17 protein-coding genes are annotated in these 23,881 nt (G+C 61.6%); 6 read left to right on the top strand and 11 right to left on the bottom strand.

Annotated elements, in window-relative coordinates:
- Nucleotides 1-64 precede the first annotated feature (64 nt).
- Both IFU00_08820 and IFU00_08815 read right to left on the bottom strand, forming a co-directional pair.
- Nucleotides 65-1,174, bottom strand: a complete 1,110-nt coding sequence (locus tag IFU00_08820) for an esterase-like activity of phytase family protein (GenBank protein MBD8542382.1) — start codon at nt 1,172-1,174, stop codon at nt 65-67.
- 84 nt (nt 1,175-1,258) lie between these two features.
- Nucleotides 1,259-4,045: a TonB-dependent receptor gene (locus tag IFU00_08815; GenBank protein ID MBD8542381.1), complete on the bottom strand. Its 2,787-nt coding sequence runs from the start codon at nt 4,043-4,045 to the stop codon at nt 1,259-1,261.
- A gap of 255 nt (nt 4,046-4,300) precedes the next feature.
- Between IFU00_08815 and IFU00_08810 the strand changes: the two genes are divergently transcribed.
- A complete protein-coding gene (locus IFU00_08810) occupies nt 4,301-4,963 on the top strand; it encodes a hypothetical protein (GenBank protein ID MBD8542380.1) in 663 nt (220 codons plus the stop codon).
- An 18-nt stretch (nt 4,964-4,981) separates the two neighbouring features.
- Here the strand turns inward: IFU00_08810 and IFU00_08805 are convergent, their stop codons facing one another.
- Together IFU00_08805 and IFU00_08800 are read right to left on the bottom strand one after the other, a co-directional pair.
- Entirely contained in the window at nt 4,982-5,341 is a 360-nt protein-coding gene (locus IFU00_08805) for an H-NS histone family protein (protein MBD8542379.1), read from the bottom strand.
- 54 nt (nt 5,342-5,395) lie between these two features.
- The gene (locus IFU00_08800; protein MBD8542378.1) at nt 5,396-6,664 is read right to left on the bottom strand and encodes a TonB C-terminal domain-containing protein; all 1,269 of its coding nucleotides are present in this window, start codon (nt 6,662-6,664) and stop codon (nt 5,396-5,398) included.
- 328 nt (nt 6,665-6,992) lie between these two features.
- Between IFU00_08800 and IFU00_08795 the strand changes: the two genes are divergently transcribed.
- Nucleotides 6,993-8,384 carry an ethanolamine ammonia-lyase subunit EutB gene (locus tag IFU00_08795; protein MBD8542377.1) on the top strand — a complete coding sequence of 464 codons (1,392 nt, stop codon included), beginning with the start codon at nt 6,993-6,995 and terminating at the stop codon, nt 8,382-8,384.
- 10 nt (nt 8,385-8,394) lie between these two features.
- Nucleotides 8,395-9,210, top strand: coding sequence for an ethanolamine ammonia-lyase subunit EutC (gene eutC, locus IFU00_08790; GenBank protein ID MBD8542376.1), 816 nt, complete (start codon nt 8,395-8,397; stop codon nt 9,208-9,210).
- A gap of 54 nt (nt 9,211-9,264) precedes the next feature.
- On the opposite strand, the gene IFU00_08785 is transcribed toward eutC, so the two are convergent.
- The 5 genes from IFU00_08785 to IFU00_08765 form a co-directional block, all read right to left on the bottom strand.
- Entirely contained in the window at nt 9,265-10,347 is a 1,083-nt protein-coding gene (locus IFU00_08785; GenBank protein MBD8542375.1) for a porin, read from the bottom strand.
- A 90-nt stretch (nt 10,348-10,437) separates the two neighbouring features.
- Complete coding sequence (locus IFU00_08780) at nt 10,438-11,130, bottom strand: RraA family protein (GenBank protein MBD8542374.1); 693 nt, start codon at nt 11,128-11,130, stop codon at nt 10,438-10,440.
- Nucleotides 11,131-11,146: 16 nt separating this feature from the next.
- Nucleotides 11,147-12,079 (bottom strand): hydroxyacid dehydrogenase, encoded by a 933-nt coding sequence (locus IFU00_08775; protein ID MBD8542373.1) that lies wholly within the window; start codon nt 12,077-12,079, stop codon nt 11,147-11,149.
- Between the two features lie 8 nt (nt 12,080-12,087).
- On the bottom strand, nt 12,088-13,425 hold the full coding sequence (locus tag IFU00_08770; GenBank protein ID MBD8542372.1) for an MFS transporter: 1,338 nt from the start codon (nt 13,423-13,425) through the stop codon (nt 12,088-12,090).
- A gap of 358 nt (nt 13,426-13,783) precedes the next feature.
- The gene (locus tag IFU00_08765; protein MBD8542371.1) at nt 13,784-14,683 is read right to left on the bottom strand and encodes a LysR family transcriptional regulator; all 900 of its coding nucleotides are present in this window, start codon (nt 14,681-14,683) and stop codon (nt 13,784-13,786) included.
- A gap of 381 nt (nt 14,684-15,064) precedes the next feature.
- Here IFU00_08765 and IFU00_08760 point away from each other — a divergent pair, with 381 nt between their 5' ends.
- Nucleotides 15,065-16,045: a tripartite tricarboxylate transporter substrate binding protein gene (locus tag IFU00_08760; protein MBD8542370.1), complete on the top strand. Its 981-nt coding sequence runs from the start codon at nt 15,065-15,067 to the stop codon at nt 16,043-16,045.
- A gap of 147 nt (nt 16,046-16,192) precedes the next feature.
- Here IFU00_08760 and IFU00_08755 read toward each other — a convergent pair whose 3' ends face one another.
- Nucleotides 16,193-18,391: an OsmC domain/YcaO domain-containing protein gene (locus IFU00_08755; protein ID MBD8542369.1), complete on the bottom strand. Its 2,199-nt coding sequence runs from the start codon at nt 18,389-18,391 to the stop codon at nt 16,193-16,195.
- A gap of 333 nt (nt 18,392-18,724) precedes the next feature.
- Nucleotides 18,725-19,723 carry a helix-turn-helix domain-containing protein gene (locus tag IFU00_08750; protein ID MBD8542368.1) on the bottom strand — a complete coding sequence of 333 codons (999 nt, stop codon included), beginning with the start codon at nt 19,721-19,723 and terminating at the stop codon, nt 18,725-18,727.
- A gap of 137 nt (nt 19,724-19,860) precedes the next feature.
- Between IFU00_08750 and IFU00_08745 the strand changes: the two genes are divergently transcribed.
- Together IFU00_08745 and IFU00_08740 are read left to right on the top strand one after the other, a co-directional pair.
- Nucleotides 19,861-20,409 (top strand): cysteine hydrolase, encoded by a 549-nt coding sequence (locus tag IFU00_08745; protein ID MBD8542367.1) that lies wholly within the window; start codon nt 19,861-19,863, stop codon nt 20,407-20,409.
- 612 nt (nt 20,410-21,021) lie between these two features.
- Nucleotides 21,022-23,865 (top strand): TonB-dependent receptor, encoded by a 2,844-nt coding sequence (locus IFU00_08740; GenBank protein ID MBD8542366.1) that lies wholly within the window; start codon nt 21,022-21,024, stop codon nt 23,863-23,865.
- Nucleotides 23,866-23,881: the final 16 nt, after the last annotated feature.

Raw genomic sequence — 23,881 nt, 5'->3', positions numbered from 1 at the left:
TAAGGCCAGATTAATCGACGCCGGCAGTGCGGAGAGTCAGCGGGACAGTGACCCTGGCCGGTGCTTAGCGCCAGGTGCTGTCGGCCCCGGCATCGAAGACGAGAAAGCGCGACGGCCCATCCCTGAAATTATTATCCGAGGCGATCACCAGCGAACGGTGGCCATTGGCCAGCCTGGGTCCCCACGCCATCGCCTCGTAATTGTCGGACCACCCTGCAGGCAGCTGCGCATTGCCCAGCAACTGGCGCTTGACGGCCGGCCGCACGCCAGAGGCAATCGGCGCGTCCGGGTCGAGCGCGCTGGCGCCCTGCAGGTCGACGTCATACAGGCGCACATCGAACGTGAAGTCGTGCGCCGTCTGACGGCCTGCGCGCTCGATCACCAGCAGGCGGCGCGGTCCGATGGCCAGGATTTCGGCAATGCCGTTTTCGCTATAGCCGCCCGGGCGGCCCGGCGGCAACACCGGCTCGAGCCGGTACGCGTACTGCGCCAGGATGCGGCCCTGCCGGTCCAGCAGACTGAGTCGCGTGAGCGCGCCCTCGCCCGGCGCCGACGCCTGGCCGTCCTGGATCAACGCACCTTCCATCGCCAGCCACAGGTGCTGGCCATCGGCACTGAAGCTCAGGCCCTCCGGCCCCGCATTGCTGCGCCCACCGGCTTGCGCATCGGGCTGGATCTGCAGCGCTGGGGGAAATGGCGGCGCACGGAGGGGCGTGCCATCCATGCCGGTGCGGGCCAGCAGCATCGGCGAGCGCGCGGCGCGGTCGCCTTCGCCGGCAAACCAGAGACTGCGCTCGAGTGGGTCGAGGCGCAGCGTCTCCAGGTCGGCCACCTGCCCGGGCTCGCCGCGCCGCGCATACGGCGCGCCGCCAGCCTGCACCAGCGGCTGCATGCCGGTGATCTGCACGCCCGCGACACGATGCGCGTCGTAGTCGATGCGGGCGCGGTAAAAACGCGTCGGGCCATGCACGCCCCGATCGTCGCTGATGATGAGCCATTCCCTGGCCACGCTGTCGTAATCGATGCCGGACAAGCCGCCGACGCGCGTCTCACCGACGCGCATGTCACCTGCCAGTTGCGCGGTGCCGATCAGGCGCAGGTTGGGAGAAGGCGTGCTGCAGGCAGTGAGCAGCAGCGCAGCAGAAATGGCGAAAAGCCGGCGGAGGAAGGTCATGGCGGTCTGCGAAAATTCCGGCGCACCCGCCGGCAAACGGCCATTATCCCTCAAGCGCCGGCCCGACCGCCAGCCTGCCCTGCCTTACATCCTGAAGCGCAGGCTCACGCCATACGTCGTCGGGTTGTAGCGGATATCGCGCGGCTGGTACTGTCCCAGCGAACTCTCATACTTCGTGCGCGTCAGGTTGATGGCGTCAAATTGCAGCGACACGTTGTCGTTGATTTCGTAGCCGATGCTCAGGTCGACAAAGGTCGCGGCCTTGACCACGCGGTCCTGGCCAAACGGCGCTTCGGCGATCTGCTCGACATAGTCGCCCCGGCGCGTGGCGGCCAGGCGGCCGGTGAAGCCGCTGCCTTCGTACAGCAGCGCAAAGTTGTAGCTCTGGCGCGAGACGCCGGTGAGCGCCGTCGTCGTGAACTGGTCGCTGTCGAACGCGGTGCGCGATTGGTTGTCGCCATCGATATAGGTGGCATTGAACTGCGCACCCAGGCCGCTCCACGCGCCCGGCAAGAAGTCGGCAAACTTCTGGATGCCGACTTCGGCGCCACGCAGGCGGCCCTTGCCCGAATTTTGTGGGCGCGTCACGCGATACAGCTGGCCGTCGATGGTTTCATCCTGCGTGAAGCTTTGCTGGTAGCCGTCGATATCGCGGTGGAACAATGCAATCTGCGCATAGCCATTTTTCTTGAAGTAGTACTCCAGTGTGGCGTCGAGGTTGGTGGATTTGGTCGGCTCGAGCAACGGGTTGCCGGCCCCGCCGCTGCCCGCCACGTTGACCGTCGGCGCAATCAGGGACAGCGATGGATTGAGCGCACCGAACTCGGGCCGCGTGATCGTCTTGCCGACTGACAGGTGCGACTGCAGGTTCTCGCGCCAGCCGATCGTCGCCGTTGCGCTTGGCAGCACATTGGTTTCCGACGTCGACTGGTCGATGTCGGTGATCACGTCGCCGATGCGGCTCTGGCCGCGCAGGTCGCGGTTCACGCGCACGACGCGCACGCCGGCTTCGCTCTTGATGCCCACGCCGGCAATCTCATGGTCCCAGCGCCCCGCCGCATACAGCGTGACATTCTGTTCTTTCTGGTCGAACGCGCGCGCCGGGTCTTCGGCAATGCGCCCGCTCGCCAGGCCATAGCCATTGCGCACCGCGTCGGCCTGGTCGATCAGGAAGTCAGCCGACGGCGCGCTCCAGGCGCCACCCAAGCGGTCCAGCCCCGGCACCAGGTGCTGGAAGGCCGGGCCGAAGGCGCCGATCGGGGTCGGGCGCGCGCCGGTAAAGTCGGCATGGCCTTCGGCGCCGTGATAGCTCGCCTTGCGCGACGACAGCCGCACGCCGCCCAGCAGCGCCTTGAAGGCGCCGTCGCCCGGCATCCGGTACACGGCGTCGGTGCGCCACTGCAGCTGGGTGCCGGCCTGCTCGTTCCAGTTCTGCACCATCCCGCGCAGCACATACGCATTCGGGTCTTGCAGCACGTTGGCGTTGCCGCCCTTGGTGATGGCATTGAAGCCGCCATGGCCGTCGGCGCCATACGCGTACACATTGGCGCTCACGCCAGGCGCCTGCTGATCGACGATCAGCGTGTCGTTGACGAACTTCGAGCGCGTGTAGCCCACCTGCGACTCGACCGACAGCGGGCCCTCGAGGTACTTCAGGCCCAGGTTCAGGTAGTGCGTGGCGGTGCGTTCGTTCTGGCCCCAGGTGCTGGTGGCGGTGTACGGCTCCCAGTCGTTGGCGCCGCCGAACTGCGCGGCCGGCGCAGTCGCCGACAGGATCGGGCAGATGACGCCGAGCGACGTGGCGCAGCCATTGGCTTGCTGGCCCAGCGTCACGCCACTGAGGCGCGGCGCCGAACCGACGTTCGAAAACGCGTAGTTGACGGCGTTGCGACCCTGGTAACCCATGCCCAGATATTGTGCGGTGGCCGTCGTGCGCGGATTGATCTTCCACTGGAAGGCGCCGTGCACGCTCTGGCGTTCGCGCGCGCCTTCGTTGTAGGTGCCGCCGATATGCGGCAGCTGGCCCAGCACCTCGCCAGGGGCGAGCGGTGCAAACGGCGCCGACTCGCCCAGGCGCGTGGCACTGCCGTCGGGGCGCACCGAGAACACGTTCGACGGCCGGTCGTTGTATTGCACCGGATAGGCCCAGTTGTCGCGGTTGACGGCGACGTCGAACAGCGCGCCCATCTCGCCAAAATCGGTGTCCCAGCGGTTGCTGACCAAAAAGCCGCCGCCCGGGCTGTGCTTGTCGGCCGTATTGCCGCTGCCGTTGATCTGGTTGACGCGGTCTTCGACGTAGCCGGTGGCCACGAAGCCCTTGGCGTCGAACGGCGCGCGCAGGCGAATATTCACGGCGCCGGCGATGCCGCCCTCGAACTGGTTCGCGGTGGCCGATTTGTAGACTTCCATGCCGCCGATCGACTGCACCGGCAAATCCTGGTACGCCAGGCGACGCCCGGCCGCAGTGAAGATCTCGTTGCCGTCCAGGGTCGTGGCGACGTCGGGCAAGCCGCGGATGGTGACGTTGCTGGTCTCGCCGCGATCGCGGCCGACCTGCACGCCCGCGACGCGCTGCAGCGCATCGCCCGCATGGCGGTCGGGGAACTTGCCGATATCGTCGGCGTTGATCGCATCGACCACCTGCGCTGCATCGCGCTTGATGTCTTCGGCCGAGCGCAGGCTCTGGCGCAGGCCCGTGACCTTGATGACGGTGGGTGCGGCCGGCGCGGCCTGAGCTGCATCAGCAGGTGCTTCCGGCGCCTGGGGTGCCGGGGCCGGCGAGTCGGTGACGACCTGCGCGAAGGCTGGTGCGCCATACGAGGACAGCAGCATGATGGCGGCACATACCGGCGTGAGGTTCAAACGGCGCATTCATTCTCCTGAAGTCTGCATGGATCGGGCGTGCCGCGGTCGGCGGCGCCTGAAATGTGTCTTAATAACGCAGCATGATGCAAACCAGTTGACATAAATACACCAGAAAAATGTTTCCCTCGAATTGACTGGTTGGTGAAATGTGAGAATGTGCGAATAATTGACGCGCGGTGCTGACTATACTTGGTGAATATGTACTTACGTCCGCTATCGTTGTCATCTTCCGAAAATCGCGTCCTGGGCATCGGCGTCGCCATGCTGCTGCACGCCGCCTTGCTGGCCGCATGGCAGGCAAGCCGCCAACGAGCGCCCGACGACGAGCGACAGGCGGTCTTCACCCAGTGGGTGCACGTGCCTGACAGCGGGCCGCAGCCTGCCACACGCGATGTCCGCGTTCCCGCGGAACGCAAACGCGCAACTGTCGCTGCACCAGCCGCCCGGACTGGCCAAGCGGTAGCGTCGGGTATCGAACAGCCAACCACCGGGCCGGACGTTGTTCTTTCAGCCGATGGTCGTGACATGACGCCTGTTGAAGGGAGCGCGCGACTGAGCGTCGAGCAAGCCCTGCGCGAAGCGGGCGCCATCGAGCGCACGCTGCGCAAGAGCAGCAAGCCGTATATCGTCGCGCCGCCGGACAGCCCGCAGATCCGCATGGCCCGCGGGTTTGCCGAGGCGGCGGCAGTCGCGCCGGGCCGCTGGTGGGAAGCGCCCAAGATCGTTGAACTCGTCAATGATGGCGGCGACGGCGCGCGACGCACGCGCGTCGTCACGGCTGGCGGCATCTATTGCATCACCGAGCGCTCGCCGGCAACGAGCATCGACATGATCGAAAAGTTCGGCAAGCAGAGGATCACGAACTGCGGGCATGAACACGAGCAGCCTGTCAATGCCCAGGAATGGCGTACCGCGCGCGATTGACGCTGACCGGGCCGCGGATCAAACCGACGTCTTGATGTCCTCGAGCGACTTGCCGGCGGCAAGCCATGCCTTGACCCAGGCCGGTTGACGGCCACGACCGCTCCATTGCTGGGCAGAATCGTCGGGATTGGTATAGCTGACAGCGGCGGCGGTCGGCTTTCCTGGTACCGGCGCTTTGATCGCCAGCACCTGTTTCTCGGTCAGGCCGGCATTGCGGGCGATGTGGAGGATCTGTTCGCGCGCCTTGCTGATGCTGAGGAAATGGTGCGTTTTGAGTGCATCGTTGACCTGTTCTTCAAGAGCACGAAGTTTGGCCAGCGAGTATTTGGAGAGGTCTTGCATGGTTGCAGGTTGCTTTAAGGTGAGTGAAAACAGCACCCTAACATGCCGGGCCACCTGTTGGCGAACCGATCGGATGGTGTTTCTGCGTTCTTACTGAAGGCGCACCGCCACATCGAACAGCCACGTCCGGCGAATTTCCACCACATCGTACTGGCGCGCCAGCGCCGGCGGGAACGGTCCATACGGCGCGTGACTGGCAATAATCTGGCGGATTGCCTCGTCGACCGCAGGCACACCACTCGAGGTCACGAACGTCACCCGCTCCACCGAACCGTCGCTGCGCACGGCCACGGTCACGAGCGGCTGCCGGTGCGGCTGCCTGACGATGTCGCGCACGGCGCTCAGGCTCATGTTCAGCTCGATCTTGCGGCCCATGGCTTCCGCGTACGCCACAAGGTCGGCGTTGGCATCGGCGCGGCCCAGCAGCCAGCCGCGACGCTGTCCGCCGGCGGCGTCACGCTGCGCGGCTTCCTGGTTCAACTGCCGGCCGATCGCGCGCAGGCGCTCTTCACGCTGCGCTTCCTGCGCGGTTTGCACGGGCGCCGCTGGCGCTTGTGGCAACTGCGCGAGGCGTGCTGCTTCCTGCTTGATTGCGTCCTGGCGTGCGGCTTCCTGGCGTGCTGCTTCCTGGCGTGCTGCTTCCTGACGTGCAGCTTCCTGACGTGCTGCTTCCTGTTGCGCCAGTCTCGACTGCTCCTGGCGGGCTGCTTCAGCACGGGCGGCGTCAAGACGGGCCTGCTCCTGACGCGCTATTTCCCGTTTGGCCTGCTCCTGCCTGGCGATTTCTGCCCGGGCAGCCTCACGCTGGCCCGCCGCATCGCGGTTGGCTTCCTCGATGCGCTGTGCATCGGCACGTTCGGCTTCGCGTTGCGCCGCCTCGGCACTGGCCAGGGCGTCCCGCGCGGCTTGCTCACGTACCTTTGCTTGTGCCTGTGCCTGTGCCTGTGCCTGTGCCTGTGCCTGGGCCTGTGCCGCCAGCTCGGCAGTCCGCTGCTGTTCAGCCGCAACGGCTGCCGCTGCGCGCGCAGCCTCGCGCTGGACCACCTGTTGGCGCACGCGTTCTTCCTCGATCGCCGTCTCCCGCTTGTCGTCATCGAGTGCGATGATGCGCGCCCCGGCCGCGTCGTCGTTCTGTGGCGTCGGCGCTGGCGCTGGCTGGACCCTGGTGACCGGCGCTTGCGGCACGGAGGGCGCAGGCGCGGTTGCTGCTGGTGCGGCCGGCAGCGTCGGCTGACTCGCAACGACCGGTGCTTCTGCCTTCGCAGTGAGTGCGGGCGGCGGCTCTGGAGCTGCGGCTGGCGCCGGCGCCAGCCTGACATTGAGTTCAGTCACCGCGAGGCGTCGCTCTTCCCACGGCATGCGCAATCCTGGAAGTCCGAACACATCGCCCTCAAGCGGAATGCTTAGCAGCAGAGCGTGGATCACCACGGATAGCAGCAGTGCCAGGCGCATTCGCCAGGAAAAAGCAGGTGTGTCGGAAGGGGTTCTCACATTGTCGGATCGGTCGGTGTCGTCGTGATGGTGGCGAGTTGCCAATGGTGCAAGATCAGCGGCGATGCTATCACACCGTTGCCGCCGTCGCCACGCGCCCTGAACACACCCGACCTGTGGCACTATCGCTGCTAACATGAGCGTCGTGCAGCGCAATCGCCCGCTATTGCCCCCCTACAAGCGAAGGACCGCCTTCATGCCTCGGATCTCCCATGTCGTCGGCACCAAAACGTATTGGTTCGCCGATCTGCGCGACCTGCTGGCCAAGGCCACGCCCGCACGCTCGGGCGACCATCTCGCCGGTGTTGCCGCAGGCAGCGCCGAAGAGCGCGTCGCCGCGCAGATGGCGCTGGCCGACCTGCCCTTGCGCACCTTCCTGAACGACGCCGTCGTACCGTACGAAACCGATGAAGTCACGCGCCTGATCATCGACAGCCACGACGCTGCCGCGTTCGCGCCGATCCGCCACCTGACCGTGGGAAGTTTCCGGGAGTGGCTGCTGGGCGACGCGGTCGACGGCGTCATGCTGGCGCACGTCGCCCCTGGCATCACGCCCGAGATGGCGGCGGCGGTATCGAAGATCATGCGCATCCAGGATCTGGTGCTGGTAGCGCGTAAGTGCCGCGTGATCACCGGCTTTCGCAACACGATCGGCCTGGCCGGTACGCTGTCGACGCGACTGCAGCCGAACCACCCGCTCGACGACCTGTCGGGCATCGCGGCCAGCCTGTTCGACGGTCTGATGCATGGCAGCGGCGACGCGGTCATCGGCATCAATCCGGCCACCGACAATGTCGCGCAGGTGGTCAAACTCGTCACGATGCTGGACGATATCATCAGCCGCTACGACATCCCCACCCAGTCATGCGTGCTGACGCACGTGACCAACACGATCGAGGCGATCGGGCGCGGCGCGCCGGTCGACCTGGTATTCCAGTCGATCGCCGGTACACAAGCGGCCAACGCCAGCTTCGGCATCGACCTGGCGCTGCTCGGCGAAGCCCGCGCCGCTGCCCTGTCGCTGGGCCGCGGGACGGTCGGCAACCACGTCATGTATTTCGAGACCGGCCAGGGCAGCGCGCTATCCGCAAATGCCAACCACGGCGTGGACCAGCAAACCTGTGAGGCCCGCGCGTATGCTGTGGCGCGCGCATTCGAGCCGTTGCTGGTCAACACCGTGGTGGGCTTCATGGGGCCGGAATACCTGTACGACGGCAAGCAGATCGTCCGCGCCGGCCTGGAAGACCATTTCTGCGCGAAGCTGCTCGGCCTGCCGATGGGGTGCGACGTCTGCTACACCAACCACGCCGAAGCCGACCAGGACGACATGGACGTGCTGCTGACGATGCTGGGCACGGCCGGCTGCACCTTCGTGATGGGGATTCCCGGCGGGGACGACATCATGCTCAATTATCAGACGACGTCCTTCCACGATGCGCTGTATGCGCGCCGCGCGCTCGGCCTGCAGCCGGCGCCAGAGTTCGATGCGTGGTTGCGCGCGATGGGTATTTTCAAGGGCGCGGGCCAGGTTGAGCTGGGGCGGACCGTGCCCCCGGCATTTCAACGCGCGCTGCTGCAGTCATCCTGAGGTTGCTCCCATGTCCGATTCGATTGACGACCCCATTGCCGGCACCGCACAGTGGCTAGCCCTGCGCAAATTTACGGACGCCCGCATTGCGCTGGGCGCTGCCGGCATCAGCCAGCCGACAGGCGCACAGCTCGACTTTCAGCTCGCGCATGCGCGGGCGCGCGACGCCGTGCATCTTCCGCTCGACATCGATGCGCTCAAGCCAGCATTGCAGGCAGCGTGGCCGCACGCTGGCCCCCCCCTCCTGCTGCACAGCGCGGCTGCGAACCGCAACGTCTATCTGCAGCGACCGGATCTGGGGCGGCGGCTCGATGCGCCATCACGCGCGCTTCTGACCGATCGTGACGATGGCAACCGCCGCTGCGATCTGGCCATCGTCGTGGCGGATGGTTTGTCGTCACACGCGATCGCGCAGAATGCCGCGCCGTTTCTCGCAGCGCTGCATCTACAGTTGGCCGCCGAAGCGTGGATGCTGGCGCCGTTGGCGATCGTCCAGCAAGGCCGCGTCGCCGTGGGCGATGAAGTCGGTGAATTACTGGGGGCGAAGATCGTCGTTGTGCTGATTGGCGAACGCCCGGGTCTGAGCGCACCGGACAGCATGGGCATCTACATGACGTGGGCGCCACGCGTCGGCCTGACGGATGAGCGTCGCAACTGCATCTCGAACGTCAGGCCGGCGGGGTTGGATTATGTCCAAGCCGCTGCCCGGCTGCATTATCTGCTTAGGCAGGCGCAACTACGGCAGCTGAGCGGCGTGGCACTCAAGGACGAGACGTCCCAGGATGACGTGCTGCCGGGCGGCGGCGGGCCGGCGTTCCTGCTGTAGGCAGTGAAGCAAACCACTTCACGACGCGCCTACGGCCCAGGTGCAGACGATTTTTCAGAAAACGTGTCGCATCCCGGCGTTGAATGCACGATCTCCGGAGCCCGTCTCGCCATTACTACCGACCGTATAGCCAGCGCCATTTTTATTCACGACAGCACCGTACGATGTGTAGAGGGTGCTCCGCTTTGACAGTGCATACACATAAGCGACGCCCCAGGCACGCGCGTCTTGATCGACATTTGTCCTGTCGTCCTTGCGCATGACAGACGCGATGAGAGTCCCACCAGGCACTGGCGCTGACAAACCGAGCAACATGGCATTGCTGTTCGTTGACGGCGTTGGCCGGACACCGCCAAATGGATTATTGGGATTCTGTATCGGTGCGCTGTTGAAGCCCTTGTCCCTGCCATATGCAGCGTGCAACTTCAAGACCGTGAAATTGTAATTCGCCGCTATCAGGTGGTTGGTGCTGTCGTCTCTCGAAATTGGCGCGACACCCGGTGACCCAGCGACATCGGTATTTTTTTTGTTATACGCATAACGTACAGCGAGTTTCCCGCTCGCGTACCCGATGGACCCGCCCATCTGCCGCCCGGTCTTGCTGCTGCTGGCTTGCTCACCAAAACTGTAAGCCAGATCGGCAGTAAACCCTTGCATGACCGGCGCCGTGTACTGGATCGTGTTACTGGTCCGTACATTCGTCCCGGAATCGGGAAACAGATTCTTGGATGTCCCTGCATAACCAGTCACGAATGGGTCAGCGACCTGGCCCAGTGTTTGGTGCCAGGGCGTGTACTGGCGGCCAATTGACAACGCACCCGCACGTGTCTTCAAACCGACAAACGCCTGACGATTGAACAGCGTTCCCGCAACATCCACCTCGCCGTTATCGATGCGGTAGCCATTCTCCAGCGTGAAAAATGCGGACATTCCATCACCGAGTTCTTCATTGCCGCGAAAGCCGATGCGCGATGCAGAAACGCCGCCATTGGTAATTTTGTTCACGTTGCCGCCGGCGCCACCGCGCTCATGGACGATAGCAGCATCGGCGATGCCGTAGATCGTTACACTGGATTGGGCAAAGGCCGCATTCGCGCCAAGGGCAAGGCTGAGTACTGATAACAGTTTCTTGTTCATGTCATTCTTTTTCAGTTAAATGAAACGATCACTGAAGCAAGCTGCCCTCAGCCAGGCCGGGGACGCGCATTGCCATCCCCTGCGTGGTGATCAAAGCAGGGTTTCTTCCTTGCCGATCACGCCTGCCATCCGCAGTGCGTCGTCGAGCCAAGGCGACACCAGCAGCCCTTCTTCGATTTCTTTCAGGCGCTGGGCTTCCGCCTTGAGCTTCTGGTGCGCCGCCAGCAGAACGGCGGGCACGTCGGTACGAGGAATCACCACCACGCCATCGCAGTCGGCGACCACCAGATCGCCCGGATGCACGGCCACATCACCGATTGCAACGGTTGTGCCCACGCGTCCGTCAAGACCCTTCGTTGGGCCGGCCGGATTGCGGCCTGCTGCAAAGATCGGCAGCGGTCCGTTCCCGAGCGTGTCGGTATCGCGAATGGCGCCGTCCATGACAAAACCGCCGATGCCGGCCGCGATGGCCTGTGTTGCCATCAATTCGCCAGCAAGTGCGCTCGACTCGTAGCCTTTGCCATCAACGACGATGATGTCGCCAGGTCTGGCCAGGGCCAAGGCAACGTGAAACAGCAGGTTGTCGCCCGGCCGTACCTCGACCGGGAATGCAGGGCCGGCCAGCTTCATTGTTGGAGACAGCCCCTGGATGCGTGCGTGAAGGGCGCCGCGGCGTCCTGCAACGTCACACAGGACAGCGGATTGGAATTGCCGTGCCTCATCGACCAGATTGGCAGAAACACGCTCGAACTCGGCGACATTGTCGAATTTCGTAGTTTTCATTGGGGTCCTTTGGTGATTACTTGTTGTTGAGAACATGGGGCGGCGTTTCGCCAGACAGGACTGCAAGCACTGCGCGTGCAGCACCGAATCCCATTCGCTGAAGTGCTTCACGGCTGCTGCCTGCCACGTGGGGAGAGCCGACAAAATTATCGAGACTGAGCAAGGGGTGCTCTGCAGGCGGCGGCTCGATTTCAAAAACGTCACTCCCTGCACCAGCAATCCGGCCGTCAAGCAAGGCGGCATGCAACGCCAACTCATCGACGATGCCGCCGCGCGCGGCGTTGATCAGAATCGCGGTCGGCTTCATCATTGCGAGTTCCGCAGCGCCGATGAGATGTCGCGTGCTGTCCATGAGTGGCACGTGGAGACTGATGACGTCAGCGTCGGTCAGCACGCTCGACACGTCACGTACCTGGCGGGCGCCGCACTGTTCGAATGCCGACGCCGGCGCATACGGATCGTAGGCAATCACCTCGGCGGCAAACGCATTGCGGAAAAGGCTTGCCGTACGCGAGCCGATGTCCCCGAGACCAATCAGGCCGAGGGTCTTTCCGCCAAGCTCGATTCCGTCCTGCACCTGTCCAGGCACGCTTGTTCGCAGGCGCCGATCTGACAGTGCGACCCGGCGCGCCGTGGCCAGGGCTAGGGTCAGCACATACTCGGCCACCGCGTCCGCATTCGCGCCGGGCGTGTTGGTTACCGTGATTCCCTTGCGTGTCGCGGCAGGGATATCGATGTTATCGACGCCACTGCCATGCTTGGCGATAATCTTCAGGTGTTGCGCTAATGCGATCTCAGCTTCACGCATCTGGAATGTTCTGACGATCATCGCAGTTGCCTCAGTCCGCCAATCCTTCTCACGCGACATGGGAAAATCGACGACTTCGTGATGAGCGCGCAGAAAATCAACCGCCTCTTGCGCAATGCGGTCCATGATAAAAATTGCCATTTTTTGCCTTAAGGAGCTGAAGAAGATTTGGTAGTTCCTGACAGCGCATCCACGTCGGTGGCGGCGTCTGAAAAGCGGGTGCGAACGCGCGGTTCGATCATCGAGACGACCAGCACGAACGTCAGCAGCGAGGTTGCTGCAAGAAGGCCGAATACCCACGTCCAGCTGAACTTGTCGAGCAACACGCCGACGACGAATGGTGTGAATGCCCCGCCGAGAGAGCCTGCCGTATTAACGATCGAGGCCGTGAACGGGACGCGTTCTTTCGCGGCGATGGCCATCGGGTAGACGAGGAACGTCGAATACCCCAGATTCAGCAACACGCCAACGCAAAAAAACATCGCAGACAATGCCAGCGGAGCGGCCGGGGCATGAATCAGAGCAAACATCGACAGCACCGTTGCAGCTGAAGTAATCAGCATGACGGGCTTGCGACGACGGGCGAATACGCGGTCTGACAGCCAGCCGCCAAGGATGTTGCCGACAATGGCGCCCACCCAGGGAGCCGACGCGACCAGCCCCATTTTCATAATCGAGTAGTGTTTGACCGAAACAAGGTAGGTCGGAATCCAGGTCATGATCGTGTAGGTGATGCCGACCATAAAGAAGTATCCCAGTGCACAGGCCCATACATTCCACGACCGCAGGACTTCTTTGTTGGTCTGAAGAAGATCCACATCGCGGGTACGGATCAGGCCATCAATCCAGTCACGCGAACTGACGACCTGCTTAGGCTGCGTGGTGCTGTCGCCTCCATCCTGGCGTGGTGCATCCTTGATATACGCGACCTCAGCCGGCGAACACCGTTTTGATTCGGAGGGGTCATCGTGCACCAGGAAATACCACAACGCCGCGCACACGAACCCGGGTATGCCGAAAATGAAAAACACTTCGCGCCAACCGAAATGCAGCATCAGGAACGCGCACAGTGGCGGGACGAATGCAGGCGCAAATTTGATGGACGACATGAATACGCCAGTAGCGAGTCCCTTTTCCTGAGGGGGAAACCAGCGATTGATCGTCGACACGATACCGATATTGATCGGACCTTCAGCAGCTCCCAGCACGAACCGCGCGAGTTTGAGTTGTAGCGTAGTTGCGGCCAGACCGGTTACCAGCGTTGCCAGCGACGTCAGCACCATCGAGCCAACGAGCAGCTTGCGCACACCGAATTTCTGGAACAGATAACCTGCCGGAATCTGAATGATGGCGTAACTGATATAGAAGAGACTTGCCAGTGCGCCAACGTCAGTGTTGGAGAGGTTGAAGTCCTGGCGAATGACGGGAATGAGTACGCCGATATTGGCGCGGTCTGCTCCAGCAATCATGTAGGTCACGTAGATCATCAGTAAGACGATCCAGCGGTAGCGCGTGCGCTTACCCGAAGAATTCTCCAAGGCTTGTCTCCATGTTCGTTATTGTTGTAGGACTGCAGATCGAGCTGCAGCCTTTCACCCATGGTAGATCACGACCCCAGCAAGAAAAAAGAGAATTATTTCGATCGGCTGCTATTCATTTTTTTCGCGGTGAAAAATATTCGCAGCTAACGCGGAGGCTTTTTTTATTCGGGTATAAAAAGTTTTTCAGCGCTGATGCGACACGGCTCTGCCATAAGGGCAACGCATGCGTCGTGAACAAGGTCGGTTGGACTTCATGCACGGTTTCATGGCGGTCATCGCCATAACACGCGCAAGCACAGAAAACCTAGAACCCGTACGTCAGTGAATAGTCCACTTCTTCCAGGGCAAGCTGCGCCAGGGTTGGACCGAGCGTGCGCGTGTCATCGGCTCGCCAGCGGAAGCAATATTCGATGGCCGGCAAAGCAGGATTACTTTGAAAGGCGCTAAGCTTGCCTTGCTGAACCATCGGCTCGAGAAACCGGCGCGGGAGAAAACTGATGCCAACGTCTGCGACAGTGAGTCCGACGATAGCGCTCAAACTATTGCACGCGAGGACACGCCGAACGGTGACATTGTGTTGCGATGACCACTGTTGAAAAGATTCGGTCAGCCTCGACTCGCTCGTCATGACAATAATCGGATGTTGCTCGATCTCCTGGATCGTCAGCTCGTCCTTTGCGGCAATGCGTTGCGGCGACGCCATCCAGGCGAAATCGAGCGTTGCCAATGCCACGGTGGACAACATCGTGTTGCCCGAACTGGTTTTTGGCAAAATGGCGAAATCGATCTCCCCCCGCATCAGCTTTTTTTCCAGCGCCGAACCAAGATCGACGTAAGGTTCAAGCAGCAATTGCGGATGCAGCTCATTGATCCGCGAAACAAATTTCGGAAACCATGTCAGCGCGGTCAACTCGCTGATGCCAAAACGGCACGTTCCGCGCAGAGGTTGTGGTCCGCCATGCAGCGATTTGATGTCCGCTTCCATGACCAGCATCTGCTGGGCTTTCGCCAAGACAAGCTGTCCGTGCTCTGTGAGTATCGTCCGATTGGCAGAACGGGCGAAGAGCGACACGCCCAACGAAGACTCCAGTTCCGCGACGCGTTTGGAAAGTGTCGACTGCGTGACATTCAGACGACCGGAGGCGGCGGAAAAGCTGTTGAGAGTAGCCGCCCAGTAAAACGCTTCTAGTTGTTTGAGAGTCATGAAATGTCGTGTGTGGGCAGGTCGATTGGGTTCACATCGTTTGCGATAAATCAGCGTCACTCGACGCCGGTTCGTACGCGCATCGTTGGTGTTCGGGATGACACAAGCCTATCACAACGATCTTCTACCACGAAAAAAGCGAATGACTCCAAATCGAAATTATTCGCTTTTTTCATGCAGAATTCGTGATCTAACATGCGTCCTGAACTGCAGCAGTGTCCCGGAAAGTTTAATGGGGAAATACCCTGTCACAGAACGTGCCTGATCTCCCAACGTTTATCCGGGGCGCTACCTGCAGTCTCAATGCGACCTACCGCGACCCGCGACGCCTTGATGGCCATCAGCAGGCGCTTCAAAATTAAAATAATTGGAGATAAATCGATGAACCGACTGAACAGAAAGAGTGGCCGACAGATTTTGATCAGCGCCATTATCGGCACTGCACTTTGCCAACCAGCCTACGCCGCCTGGCCAAACGACAAACCCATTGAAGTGGTAGTCGGCTTCGCGGCAGGCGGCGGCACTGATCTGCTGGCCCGCAAGATAACGCGGTTCATGCAAAAACCACTCGGCGAAAAAACACAGTTTATCGTCATGAACAAACCTGGCGCGGGAGGCGAAATTGCCACGGGTTACGTTGCACGTGCTGCGGCAGATGGCTATTCCGTTGCGGTTGTCAACATGCCGGGATTTCTGTACGTGCCGATGTCAAAAAAATCCCAATACAAACCCGAAGACTTTCGTTTGGTCGCCCGGATCGTCGATGATCCGACGGTATTGATTGTTCGATCGGACAGCAAATATACCAACGTCGCCAGTGTTCTGGCAGCACTCAAACGGCAACCAGGTTCTGTCTCATTCGGAAATAACGGCATCGGGACGAATAGCGAGATTGCTGCCAAATTGATCAGCAAGCAGACGGGATTGTCGTTGAACGAGGTGCCTTACAAAGGAACGGCAGCACAGCGCACCGACCTGCTCGGTGGTTTCATCGATGTTGCGGTTGTGAGCGCAAGTGAAGTGCCAGAACTCCATCATGGGAAAACGGCCGAATACCGTGCTATTGCGCAGCTCTCCCGAACCAGAATCAAGGCGCTGGCTCAGGTGCCAACGGCGATTGAATCAGGCTTGCAAGTGACGATGTCATCGGAACGTGGATTTGCAGTCCATAAAAATGTTCCTGCGAATATCACCCAACAGCTGCAGAAAGCCGTTGAAACAGTGGTTCGTGATCCTAAATTTGCTGCAGCAAACCCTGGAGATGCCCCTGTTTTTGCTTACCTTCCAGGCGCTCAATGGAATGATTCGCTGAATCAAACCCGCAAGCTGTTACAAGAGGTACTTGCAGACAAGCAGAAATGAATGTCGAAAGCGTCGCCAACGTGAGTTATCGGGGTGTCTGACGTCAACGATGGTTCATGGGTGCCTGCATTAGTCATGGTGACTCACCAGGCAGCGGCGGGCCGGCGTTCTTGCTGTAGGTAGCAACAACGCCGGCCCGTCACCAGCTCAGCGCGCCGCCGCCTTCGCCCGCGCTGCGTGCAGCTTCTTGTAGCTGTCGATCAGGCGGTGATGGCGATCGAGCCCCTCCAGCGCCATGCTGGTCGGCGTCAGGCCATGGAAACGCACGCTGCCGTCCACCGAACCGAGCACCGCGTCCATGCGCTCGTCGCCATACATGCGGCGGAAGTTGGCGACATAATCGTCCAGTTCCAGATCGTCGTCGAGCGAGACTTCCAGCACTACATTCATCGCCTGATAGAAGAGGCGGCGTTCGACAGTGTTGTCGTTGTATTGCAAGAACGCACCGACCAGTTCATGGGCATCCTCGAGCTGGCCCAGCGCCAGGTGAATCAGCAGCTTGAGTTCGAGTACGGTCAGCTGGCCCCACTCGGTATTCTCGTCGAACTCGATGCCGATCAGCGTGGCGATATCCGAATACTCGTCGAGCTCACTGTTTTCCAGCCGATCGATCAGCGCTTCGAGGCTGGCGTCGTCCAGGCGATGCAGATTCAGGACATCGCTGCGGAACAGCAGCGACTTGTTCGTGTTATCCCAGATCAGGTCTTCGACCGGATAGATCTCAGAATAACCCGGCACCAGGATGCGGCACGCGGTCGCGCCAAGCTGGTCGTACACCGCCGTGTAGACTTCCTTGCCCATGTCGGCCAGGATCGCCAGCAGCGTCGCCGCTTCTTCGGCATTGGCGTGTTCGCCCTCGCTCGAGAAATCCCATTCCACGAAATCGAAGTCGGCCTTGGCGCTGAAGAAGCGCCACGAGACGATGCCGCTCGAATCGATGAAGTGTTCGACGAAGTTGTTCGGCTCGGTGACGGCATTGCTGGCGAAGGTCGGCTGCGGCAAATCGTTCAATCCTTCGAAGCTGCGGCCTTGCAGGAGTTCGGTCAGGCTGCGCTCCAGCGCCACTTCGAAACTCGGGTGCGCGCCAAATGAGGCAAACACGCCGCCCGTCTTGCGGTTCATCAGCGTCACGCACATGACGGGATAGGTGCCGCCCATCGACGCGTCTTTCACGAGTACCGGGAAGCCCTGCTCTTCCAGCGCCGCGATGCCGGCCACGATGCCCGGGTATTTCGCGAGCACTTCTTGCGGCACGTCCGGCAGCGACAATTCGCCTTCCAGGATCTCGCGCTTGACGGCGCGTTCGAAAATCTCGGACAGGCACTGCACCTGCGCTTCGGCCAGCGTGTTACCGGCGCTCATGCCATTGCTGACGTACAGGTTCTCGATCAGGTTGGTCGGGAAGTACACGACCTCATTGTCCGACTGGCGCACGTACGGCAGCGCGCAAATGCCGCGCGCGGCATTGCCCGAATTGGTGTCGATCAGGTGCGAGCCACGCAGTTCGTCGTCCGGGTTATAGATCTCGAGGCTGTAGGCATCGAGAATCTCCGCCGGGAGCGCGTCGTTCGGGCCTGGCTTGAACCAGCGTTCGTTCGGGTAATGGACGAACGGTGCGTTGGCGATGTCTTCGCCCCAGAACGCGCCGGCGTAGAAGTGGTTGCAATTGAGACGCTCGATGTATTCGCCCAGTGCCGAGGCCAGTGCGCTTTCCTTCGTTGCGCCCTTGCCGTTGGTGAAGCACATTGGCGAATGGGCGTCGCGGATATGCAGCGACCACACGTTCGGCACGATATTACGCCACGAGGCGATCTCGATCTTGATGCCCCAATCGGCCAGCATGCCCGACATATTGGCGATGGTCTGCTCGAGCGGCAGGTCCTTGCCGGTGATGTAGGTGCGCGAGTCGGTCGACGGCTGCAGCGTGAGCAAGGCCTGCACATCGGCGTCGAGATTTTCGACTTCTTCGATGACGAATTCAGGGCCGGCCTGCACCACTTTCTTGACCGTGCAACGGTCGATCGAGCGCAGGATGCCCTGGCGGTCCTTGTCCGAGATATCGGCAGGCAGCTCGACCTGGATCTTGAAAATCTGCTGGTAACGGTTTTCCGGGTCGACGATATTATTCTGCGACAGGCGGATGTTTTCGGTCGGGATGTTGCGCGTATCGCAGTACAGCTTGACGAAGTACGCCGCGCACAGTGCCGACGAAGCCAGGAAGTAATCGAAAGGGCCCGGCGCCGAACCGTCACCCTTGTAGCGGATGGGTTGGTCGGCAATCACCGTGAAGTCATCGAACTTCGCCTCGAGACGAAGCTTGTCGAGAAAGTTGACCTTAATTTCCATCGCAGATTTCCTCAGTAACGCTCTAAATCGTTCAAAAACATAAAGCCCTGTAAAAACAGGGCTTTATTATTATGCAAACACTCGCAGCTGCCCTGCCAGAAGCTGGCACCACGCAAGCTGGGCGCCATTCTAGCATTATTGCGGTGCCAGATCGTCGCTGGCGGGCGTGATTATCACGTGATCTGGCGACGGTTTCATGTGCTCGCAAGGTTGGCGCCGCCGCTAACGCGGGGTTTGTCGTTTCGCAAATTCATACGTTGGTTAGTTACATTTCAGCGAGATTAGACGCCGCTCTACTCGACCCGGTGACCATCCTTACAGCCAGTGCCCTGGTCAGGTTTCAGCGCGCTCAACGCTACTGGCCCGAAAGCGCTTGCGGTAGTCGGACGGCGATGTGCGCAGGGCTGCCTTGAAATGCTGCCGAAGCGACAGCGCCGTGCCGAATCCGGATACGTGCGCGACGCGCTCGATCGACAAGTCCCCTGCCTCGAGCAGCCGCTGGGCATGGATCAGTCGCTGATTCTGCAACCACTGCTTGACGGAGGTGCCGGTAGCAAGGCGGAAATGACGTGTGAAATTGCGCCGGCTCATGGCAGCGCGCTCGGCCAGCATGTCAATGCTGTGCTCCTCGTGCAGATGTTCACCGACCCATTCGAGCAACTGGGCGAACCGCCCTGCCGCAGCGTCATCCGGCAACGGCCGCTCGATGAATTGCGCCTGCCCGCCGTCACGGTGCGGCGCGACCAGGATGTGCTTTGCGACACGGTTAGCGACCTCGGCACCACACAATCGCCGCAGCAGATGCAGGCAGCAATCGAGGCCGGCGGCAACACCCGCCGACGTCAGGATGTCGCCATCATCCACGTACAGCACGTGCCGATCCACGGCAAGTCGGGGATAGTGCTGCGCGAGCATGTCTGCCGCCTGCCAGTGCGTTGCCACGGTCCGGCCATCGAGCAGGCCGGCCTGTGCCAGCGGAAAGGCGCCCAGGCACAAGCCGACAATGATGGCGCCGCGCGCATGGCCGCGGCGCAGACTGTCAAGCAGGCTGTCCGGTGCACTGCGCCCGTCTGCGTGCCAGGAAGGCATGACGATGATGTCAGCCTCATCGACTGCCGAGAGGTCGGCATCGATCGCGATCGCGAATCCGGCAGAGGTTGGCAACGTGCCCCTCTGCGGTGCGCAGACAGTGATCTCGAACGACATCGCATCAGCGCCCGCCACGTGGCTGCCGAACACCAGACAAGGCACCGACAAATGAAATGGCGTGATGCCCTCGAAGGCGATAACGGCAACTTTTTGATGGCGGACTTCAGGCGCAATAAGAGACATGGCCCGATTGTATCGAAAGTTAGCCTTCGGGCCAATGTTCGATGGTGGTCGTTGCGAGCACAATCGGTCTTCCGGCTGGCCCGACACGTGCACGATATTGTCGCTGGCCGCCTCATTTCAATGAAAGGAACATCACCATGAACAAGCATGCTGTCGTCGTCGTCGACCTCCAGAACGAGTATCTCCCTACCGGAAAACTGGCCCTGGCCGGCATCCATGACGCATTGGCCAATGCAGCGCGCGTGATCGCCGATGCCCGCACCAAAGGCGACCTGCTCATCCATATTCGCCACGAGTCAACGGACCCGGACGCGCCCGTCTTCACGCCGGGAACGGATGCCGTCCAGATCCACGACACCGTGGCGCCGGTGCAGGGCGAACCGGTCATCGTCAAGAACTTCCCGAATGCTTTTCTCAAGACCCATCTCAAGGCACTGCTTGACGACCACGGCGTCGACAGGGTGACGGTCATTGGCGCCATGAGTCATATGTGCATCGATGCGACGACCCGTGCAGCCTCCGACTTCGGGTACAAGACAACGGTCGTGCACGATGCATGCGCCACGCGCGACCTTGAGTTCGTTGGACAAACCGTGCCGGCCGCGCAGGTGCACGCCGCGTTCATGTCGGCACTTGCGTTTGCCTACGCGTCGGTGGTGTCTGCCGACGACTACCTGGCGGGCTGACAGGCCGCTGGTCCCGGACAGGCTGGCGCGACTATCGGGCTGCTGGTAGCCCGATGCCGTGCGCAGTGGCCTGTTCCGGCCCTGGCGCTCTCGCATTCGTTTACGCCCATCCAAATCCCCGCTGACCACGATCGCGTCCCGAAGCCATTTCGGGGATAACCCATCGAACCCGGTCACCAGTTCTCCCTTCCCGCCCCTCCCGCATCCAACCGGTTCGGCACCGTTCGATCGCGCTTCCGATCTGCCTGTGCACAGGCGCACCTCACCAAACAAAAATCCGCGGCAGACCCGACTTTCGAATGAAAGAATTTTCATGAAATACGTTAACACAACGGAAATTCGAAAAAACGAAAGATGTTTTGTATTACACAGAATTTCGCTATAGACTTGGTGTCACAGCGATCGTTCGAGCAATGTCGAAGACTTTCGATATCCCTCAACCGAAAGCTGCGAGATGAGGATTCAAGCAATACGAAATAAAACGAAAGAAAGAATCGAGTCACATCAGCTGGTAAGTACTCCGGCTCGTGGAGGCAGTGATCGCAACTAGACAGCCTTTCCGTTTGCCAGCCATTGCCACGCTGCTCCAACAACTTATAAAGGAAGCGTTTCATGAATTCTCCTTCACAGTGCCGCTCGCGCGCCGATCGTCAGGATCGGTTTATGCTCAATCCGCTCACGTCTGCCTGTCTGCTCGCGCTTGCCACACTTGCGACATCGGCCCGCGCTCAGGATGTCATCGCGCCCGATGCCGGCAAACTGGAGCAAGTCGTCGTGACCGGCACCCGTGCCAGTCTGCAGCAATCGCTGGAACTCAAACGCAATGCCGCTGTCGTCCAGGACAGCATCAGCGCGACGGAACTTGGGCGCTTCCCCGACAACAACGTGGCCGACTCGCTCAGTCATATCACCGGCGTCTCGATTTCCCGCACGGCCGGCGGCGAAGGCCAGCGAGTCAGCATCCGCGGCCTGGGCCCTGACTACACGATCACCACGTTCAACGGGCGCCTGCTGGGCACCGACAGCGCGGGCCGCTACTTCGCATTCGACGTGCTGCCGGCCGACGTGATCAGCGGCGCCGACGTCGTCAAGTCGACCCAGGCGCAGTTGATCGAAGGCGCCATCGGCGGCCTGGTGAACCTGCGCTCGGCCAGCCCGTTCGACCAGAAAGGCCAGCGCGGCCTGGTGCGCGCCGAGGCTGACCGCAACGACATGAGCAGCCTGAACGGCAAGAAGTTGTCCGCCACCTACAGCAACACCTTCGACAACAAGCTCGGCGTGCTGCTCGGCGTTGTCTATGCCAAGCGCGACGTGCGCACCGACACCGCCGGCAACGACGGCGGCTGGTCGCGCAATCCTATCCCGAGCGACCCAAGCCAGTTCTGGGAATACGGCAATACCTGGGGCGGCGCCATCGATCCGAACGGCAACGGCGTACTCGACCCCAGCGAAGAAGGCCTGATCGGGCCCGGCCAGTTCCGCTTCGGCTCCATCATGGAGAAAAAAGAGCGCATCGCGCTCTCGGGCAAGGTGGAGTGGCGGCCCAGCAGCGACGTCAAGGTCATTTTTGACGGCTTCAAGACGCGGCTCGACTCACCCCAGGTGGGCTACCAGCTGTCGTACTACCCGCTGTACGCCCCGGGCCGCTGGTCCGACGTCAAGGTCACCAACAATGTCGTGACAGACCTGACCTTGAACAGCAACGACCCCGAGCTGCGCCTGAATCCCGAAGTGCTGAACAAGACCGAATACCGGGTCGTCGATACCGCGATGTACGGTACCCGGGCCGAATGGCGGATTTCCCCGACGCTGAACGTGGCCGGCGACGTCTATCTGTCCACCTCGAAGCGCGACTCCGGCGGCAAGGACAGCTACGTCGTGCTGCGCATGAACCAGCCGAACACGACGCGCATCCGGCTCACCGGCGCCGCCGTGCCCGACGTGACGACCACGCTGGCCGATGGCCGCGATCTGCAGAGCGGACTGGCCCAGGGCCTGTTCAGCGGCAACGACTTCAACACCCACTTCTACAGCCGCGCGGGCGACAATATCGACGACCGCATCGGCGGCGCGACCGTCAATGCCGACTGGAAGGTGGACCGCTACAGCATCGACTACCTCAAGTTCGGTCTGAGCCAGACCAACCGCAAGAAGTCACGCGACATGATCAACAATGCGTTCAACTCGGGCCAGGATCACTACTCTGGCGAAAACGCGATCAACGTCGGCACCCTGGGCGGCAACGTGATCAACCAGACGCTGAGTCCCAAAGGCTTCCTGTCGGGCGTGAACGGCAACTTCCCGCGCAGCTTCCTGGGCTTTGACGTCGACCGCTACGCGCAGGCACTGGCGGGGCTGGACGGCAAGCCACGGCCAGGCGGCGGCGTCTACAGCTCGACCTTGTCAGCGCCAGCCTTCAACCCGCTGGAAAGCTACCGCGTCGAAGAAAAGACCTCGACCGCGTTCGTGCAGGCCGACCTGGCCGGCGAGCGCTGGTTCGCCGACGTCGGCGTGCGCTTCGTGCGCACCAAGACCGGTGCGCAGGCGTGGGACGCCAAGATCGAAGACATCGTGCAGAACGGCGCATTCAACTTCACGCCTGTCTACGCCGATCCGTCGATCGTGCGTCAGGATGCCACCTACAGCTTCGCTCTGCCGTCGGGTAACTTCACCTACTCGCTGACCGACAAGCTGCAGCTGCGGGTTGGCGCCGCCAAGACGATGGCGCGCCCATCCGTCGACAAGCTGGCACCGTCCAGCACCACGGCCAGCATCTCGTGGGGCGACTTCACGCAGATTTACGGCGGCAACGCCGACCTCAAGCCGTATACGGCGCACCAGGCCGACATCTCGCTGGAGTGGTATTACGCCAAAAGCTCGGCACTGACCTTCGCCGTCTACCAGAAAAACATCAAGAACCAGATCACCAATCTCTACCTGGCCGGTCAGGACATCGGTGCACCCGGCGGACGCCTGTTCAACGTGCAGCGCCCCATCAACGGCGACAGCGCCAAGGCGCGCGGCATGGAGATCGGCCTGCAGCACCTGTTCGACAACGGCTTCGGCGTGCGCGCGCAATACACGCGCAATCTGTCGAGCAGCTGGGTCGGCGGCGTCGAACGCCCACTCGAAGGCATCGCGCCAGCAACGGCATCGCTGGGCATCCTGTACGAACGGGGCCCGTGGAGCATGAGTACCACAGCCGACTTCACCGATTCGTTCGTCACTGCGACCAACGTGATCGGTTCCGGCTTCAACGAGGTGACCAACTCGGTGACCTGGCTCACGGCCCAGCTCGCCTATGATGTGAACAAGTCGCTGCGCATCAGCATCGAAGGCAATAACCTGACCGATGCCGAGCAAGCACCACGACTGACCAACGGCACCGTCAGCCTGCCCAACGGTTATTACCGATACGGGCGCTCCGTGACCCTTGGCGCCAGCCTGAGGTTCTAATGCAGCACGCGGCGCC

Source organism: Oxalobacteraceae sp. CFBP 8761, from assembly GCA_014841595.1.
In the GTDB taxonomy this organism is placed as follows: Bacteria; Pseudomonadota; Gammaproteobacteria; order Burkholderiales; family Burkholderiaceae_D; genus Telluria.
Note: the sequence above shows the minus strand (reverse complement) of the source record. Positions and strands in the feature narration are given on the sequence as shown.

Bases quoted from the DNA above. Each gene is read 5' to 3' on its own strand.
- IFU00_08815 (MBD8542381.1), bottom strand. From the start codon at position 4,045: ATGCGCCGTTTGAACCTCACGCCGGTATGTGCCGCCATCATGCTGCTG.
- eutC (MBD8542376.1), top strand. From the start codon at position 8,395: ATGTCCGATTCGATTGACGACCCCATTGCCGGCACCGCACAGTGGCTA.
- IFU00_08740 (MBD8542366.1), top strand. From the start codon at position 21,022: ATGAATTCTCCTTCACAGTGCCGCTCGCGCGCCGATCGTCAGGATCGG.
- IFU00_08820 (MBD8542382.1), bottom strand. From the start codon at position 1,174: ATGACCTTCCTCCGCCGGCTTTTCGCCATTTCTGCTGCGCTGCTGCTC.
- IFU00_08775 (MBD8542373.1), bottom strand. From the start codon at position 12,079: ATGGCAATTTTTATCATGGACCGCATTGCGCAAGAGGCGGTTGATTTT.
- IFU00_08750 (MBD8542368.1), bottom strand. From the start codon at position 19,723: ATGTCTCTTATTGCGCCTGAAGTCCGCCATCAAAAAGTTGCCGTTATC.
- IFU00_08765 (MBD8542371.1), bottom strand. From the start codon at position 14,683: ATGACTCTCAAACAACTAGAAGCGTTTTACTGGGCGGCTACTCTCAAC.
- IFU00_08745 (MBD8542367.1), top strand. From the start codon at position 19,861: ATGAACAAGCATGCTGTCGTCGTCGTCGACCTCCAGAACGAGTATCTC.
- IFU00_08780 (MBD8542374.1), bottom strand. From the start codon at position 11,130: ATGAAAACTACGAAATTCGACAATGTCGCCGAGTTCGAGCGTGTTTCT.
- IFU00_08770 (MBD8542372.1), bottom strand. From the start codon at position 13,425: ATGATCTACGTGACCTACATGATTGCTGGAGCAGACCGCGCCAATATC.
- IFU00_08785 (MBD8542375.1), bottom strand. From the start codon at position 10,347: ATGAACAAGAAACTGTTATCAGTACTCAGCCTTGCCCTTGGCGCGAAT.
- IFU00_08760 (MBD8542370.1), top strand. From the start codon at position 15,065: ATGAACCGACTGAACAGAAAGAGTGGCCGACAGATTTTGATCAGCGCC.
- IFU00_08755 (MBD8542369.1), bottom strand. From the start codon at position 18,391: ATGGAAATTAAGGTCAACTTTCTCGACAAGCTTCGTCTCGAGGCGAAG.
- IFU00_08795 (MBD8542377.1), top strand. From the start codon at position 6,993: ATGCCTCGGATCTCCCATGTCGTCGGCACCAAAACGTATTGGTTCGCC.
- IFU00_08810 (MBD8542380.1), top strand. From the start codon at position 4,301: ATGCTGCTGCACGCCGCCTTGCTGGCCGCATGGCAGGCAAGCCGCCAA.
- IFU00_08800 (MBD8542378.1), bottom strand. From the start codon at position 6,664: ATGCCGTGGGAAGAGCGACGCCTCGCGGTGACTGAACTCAATGTCAGG.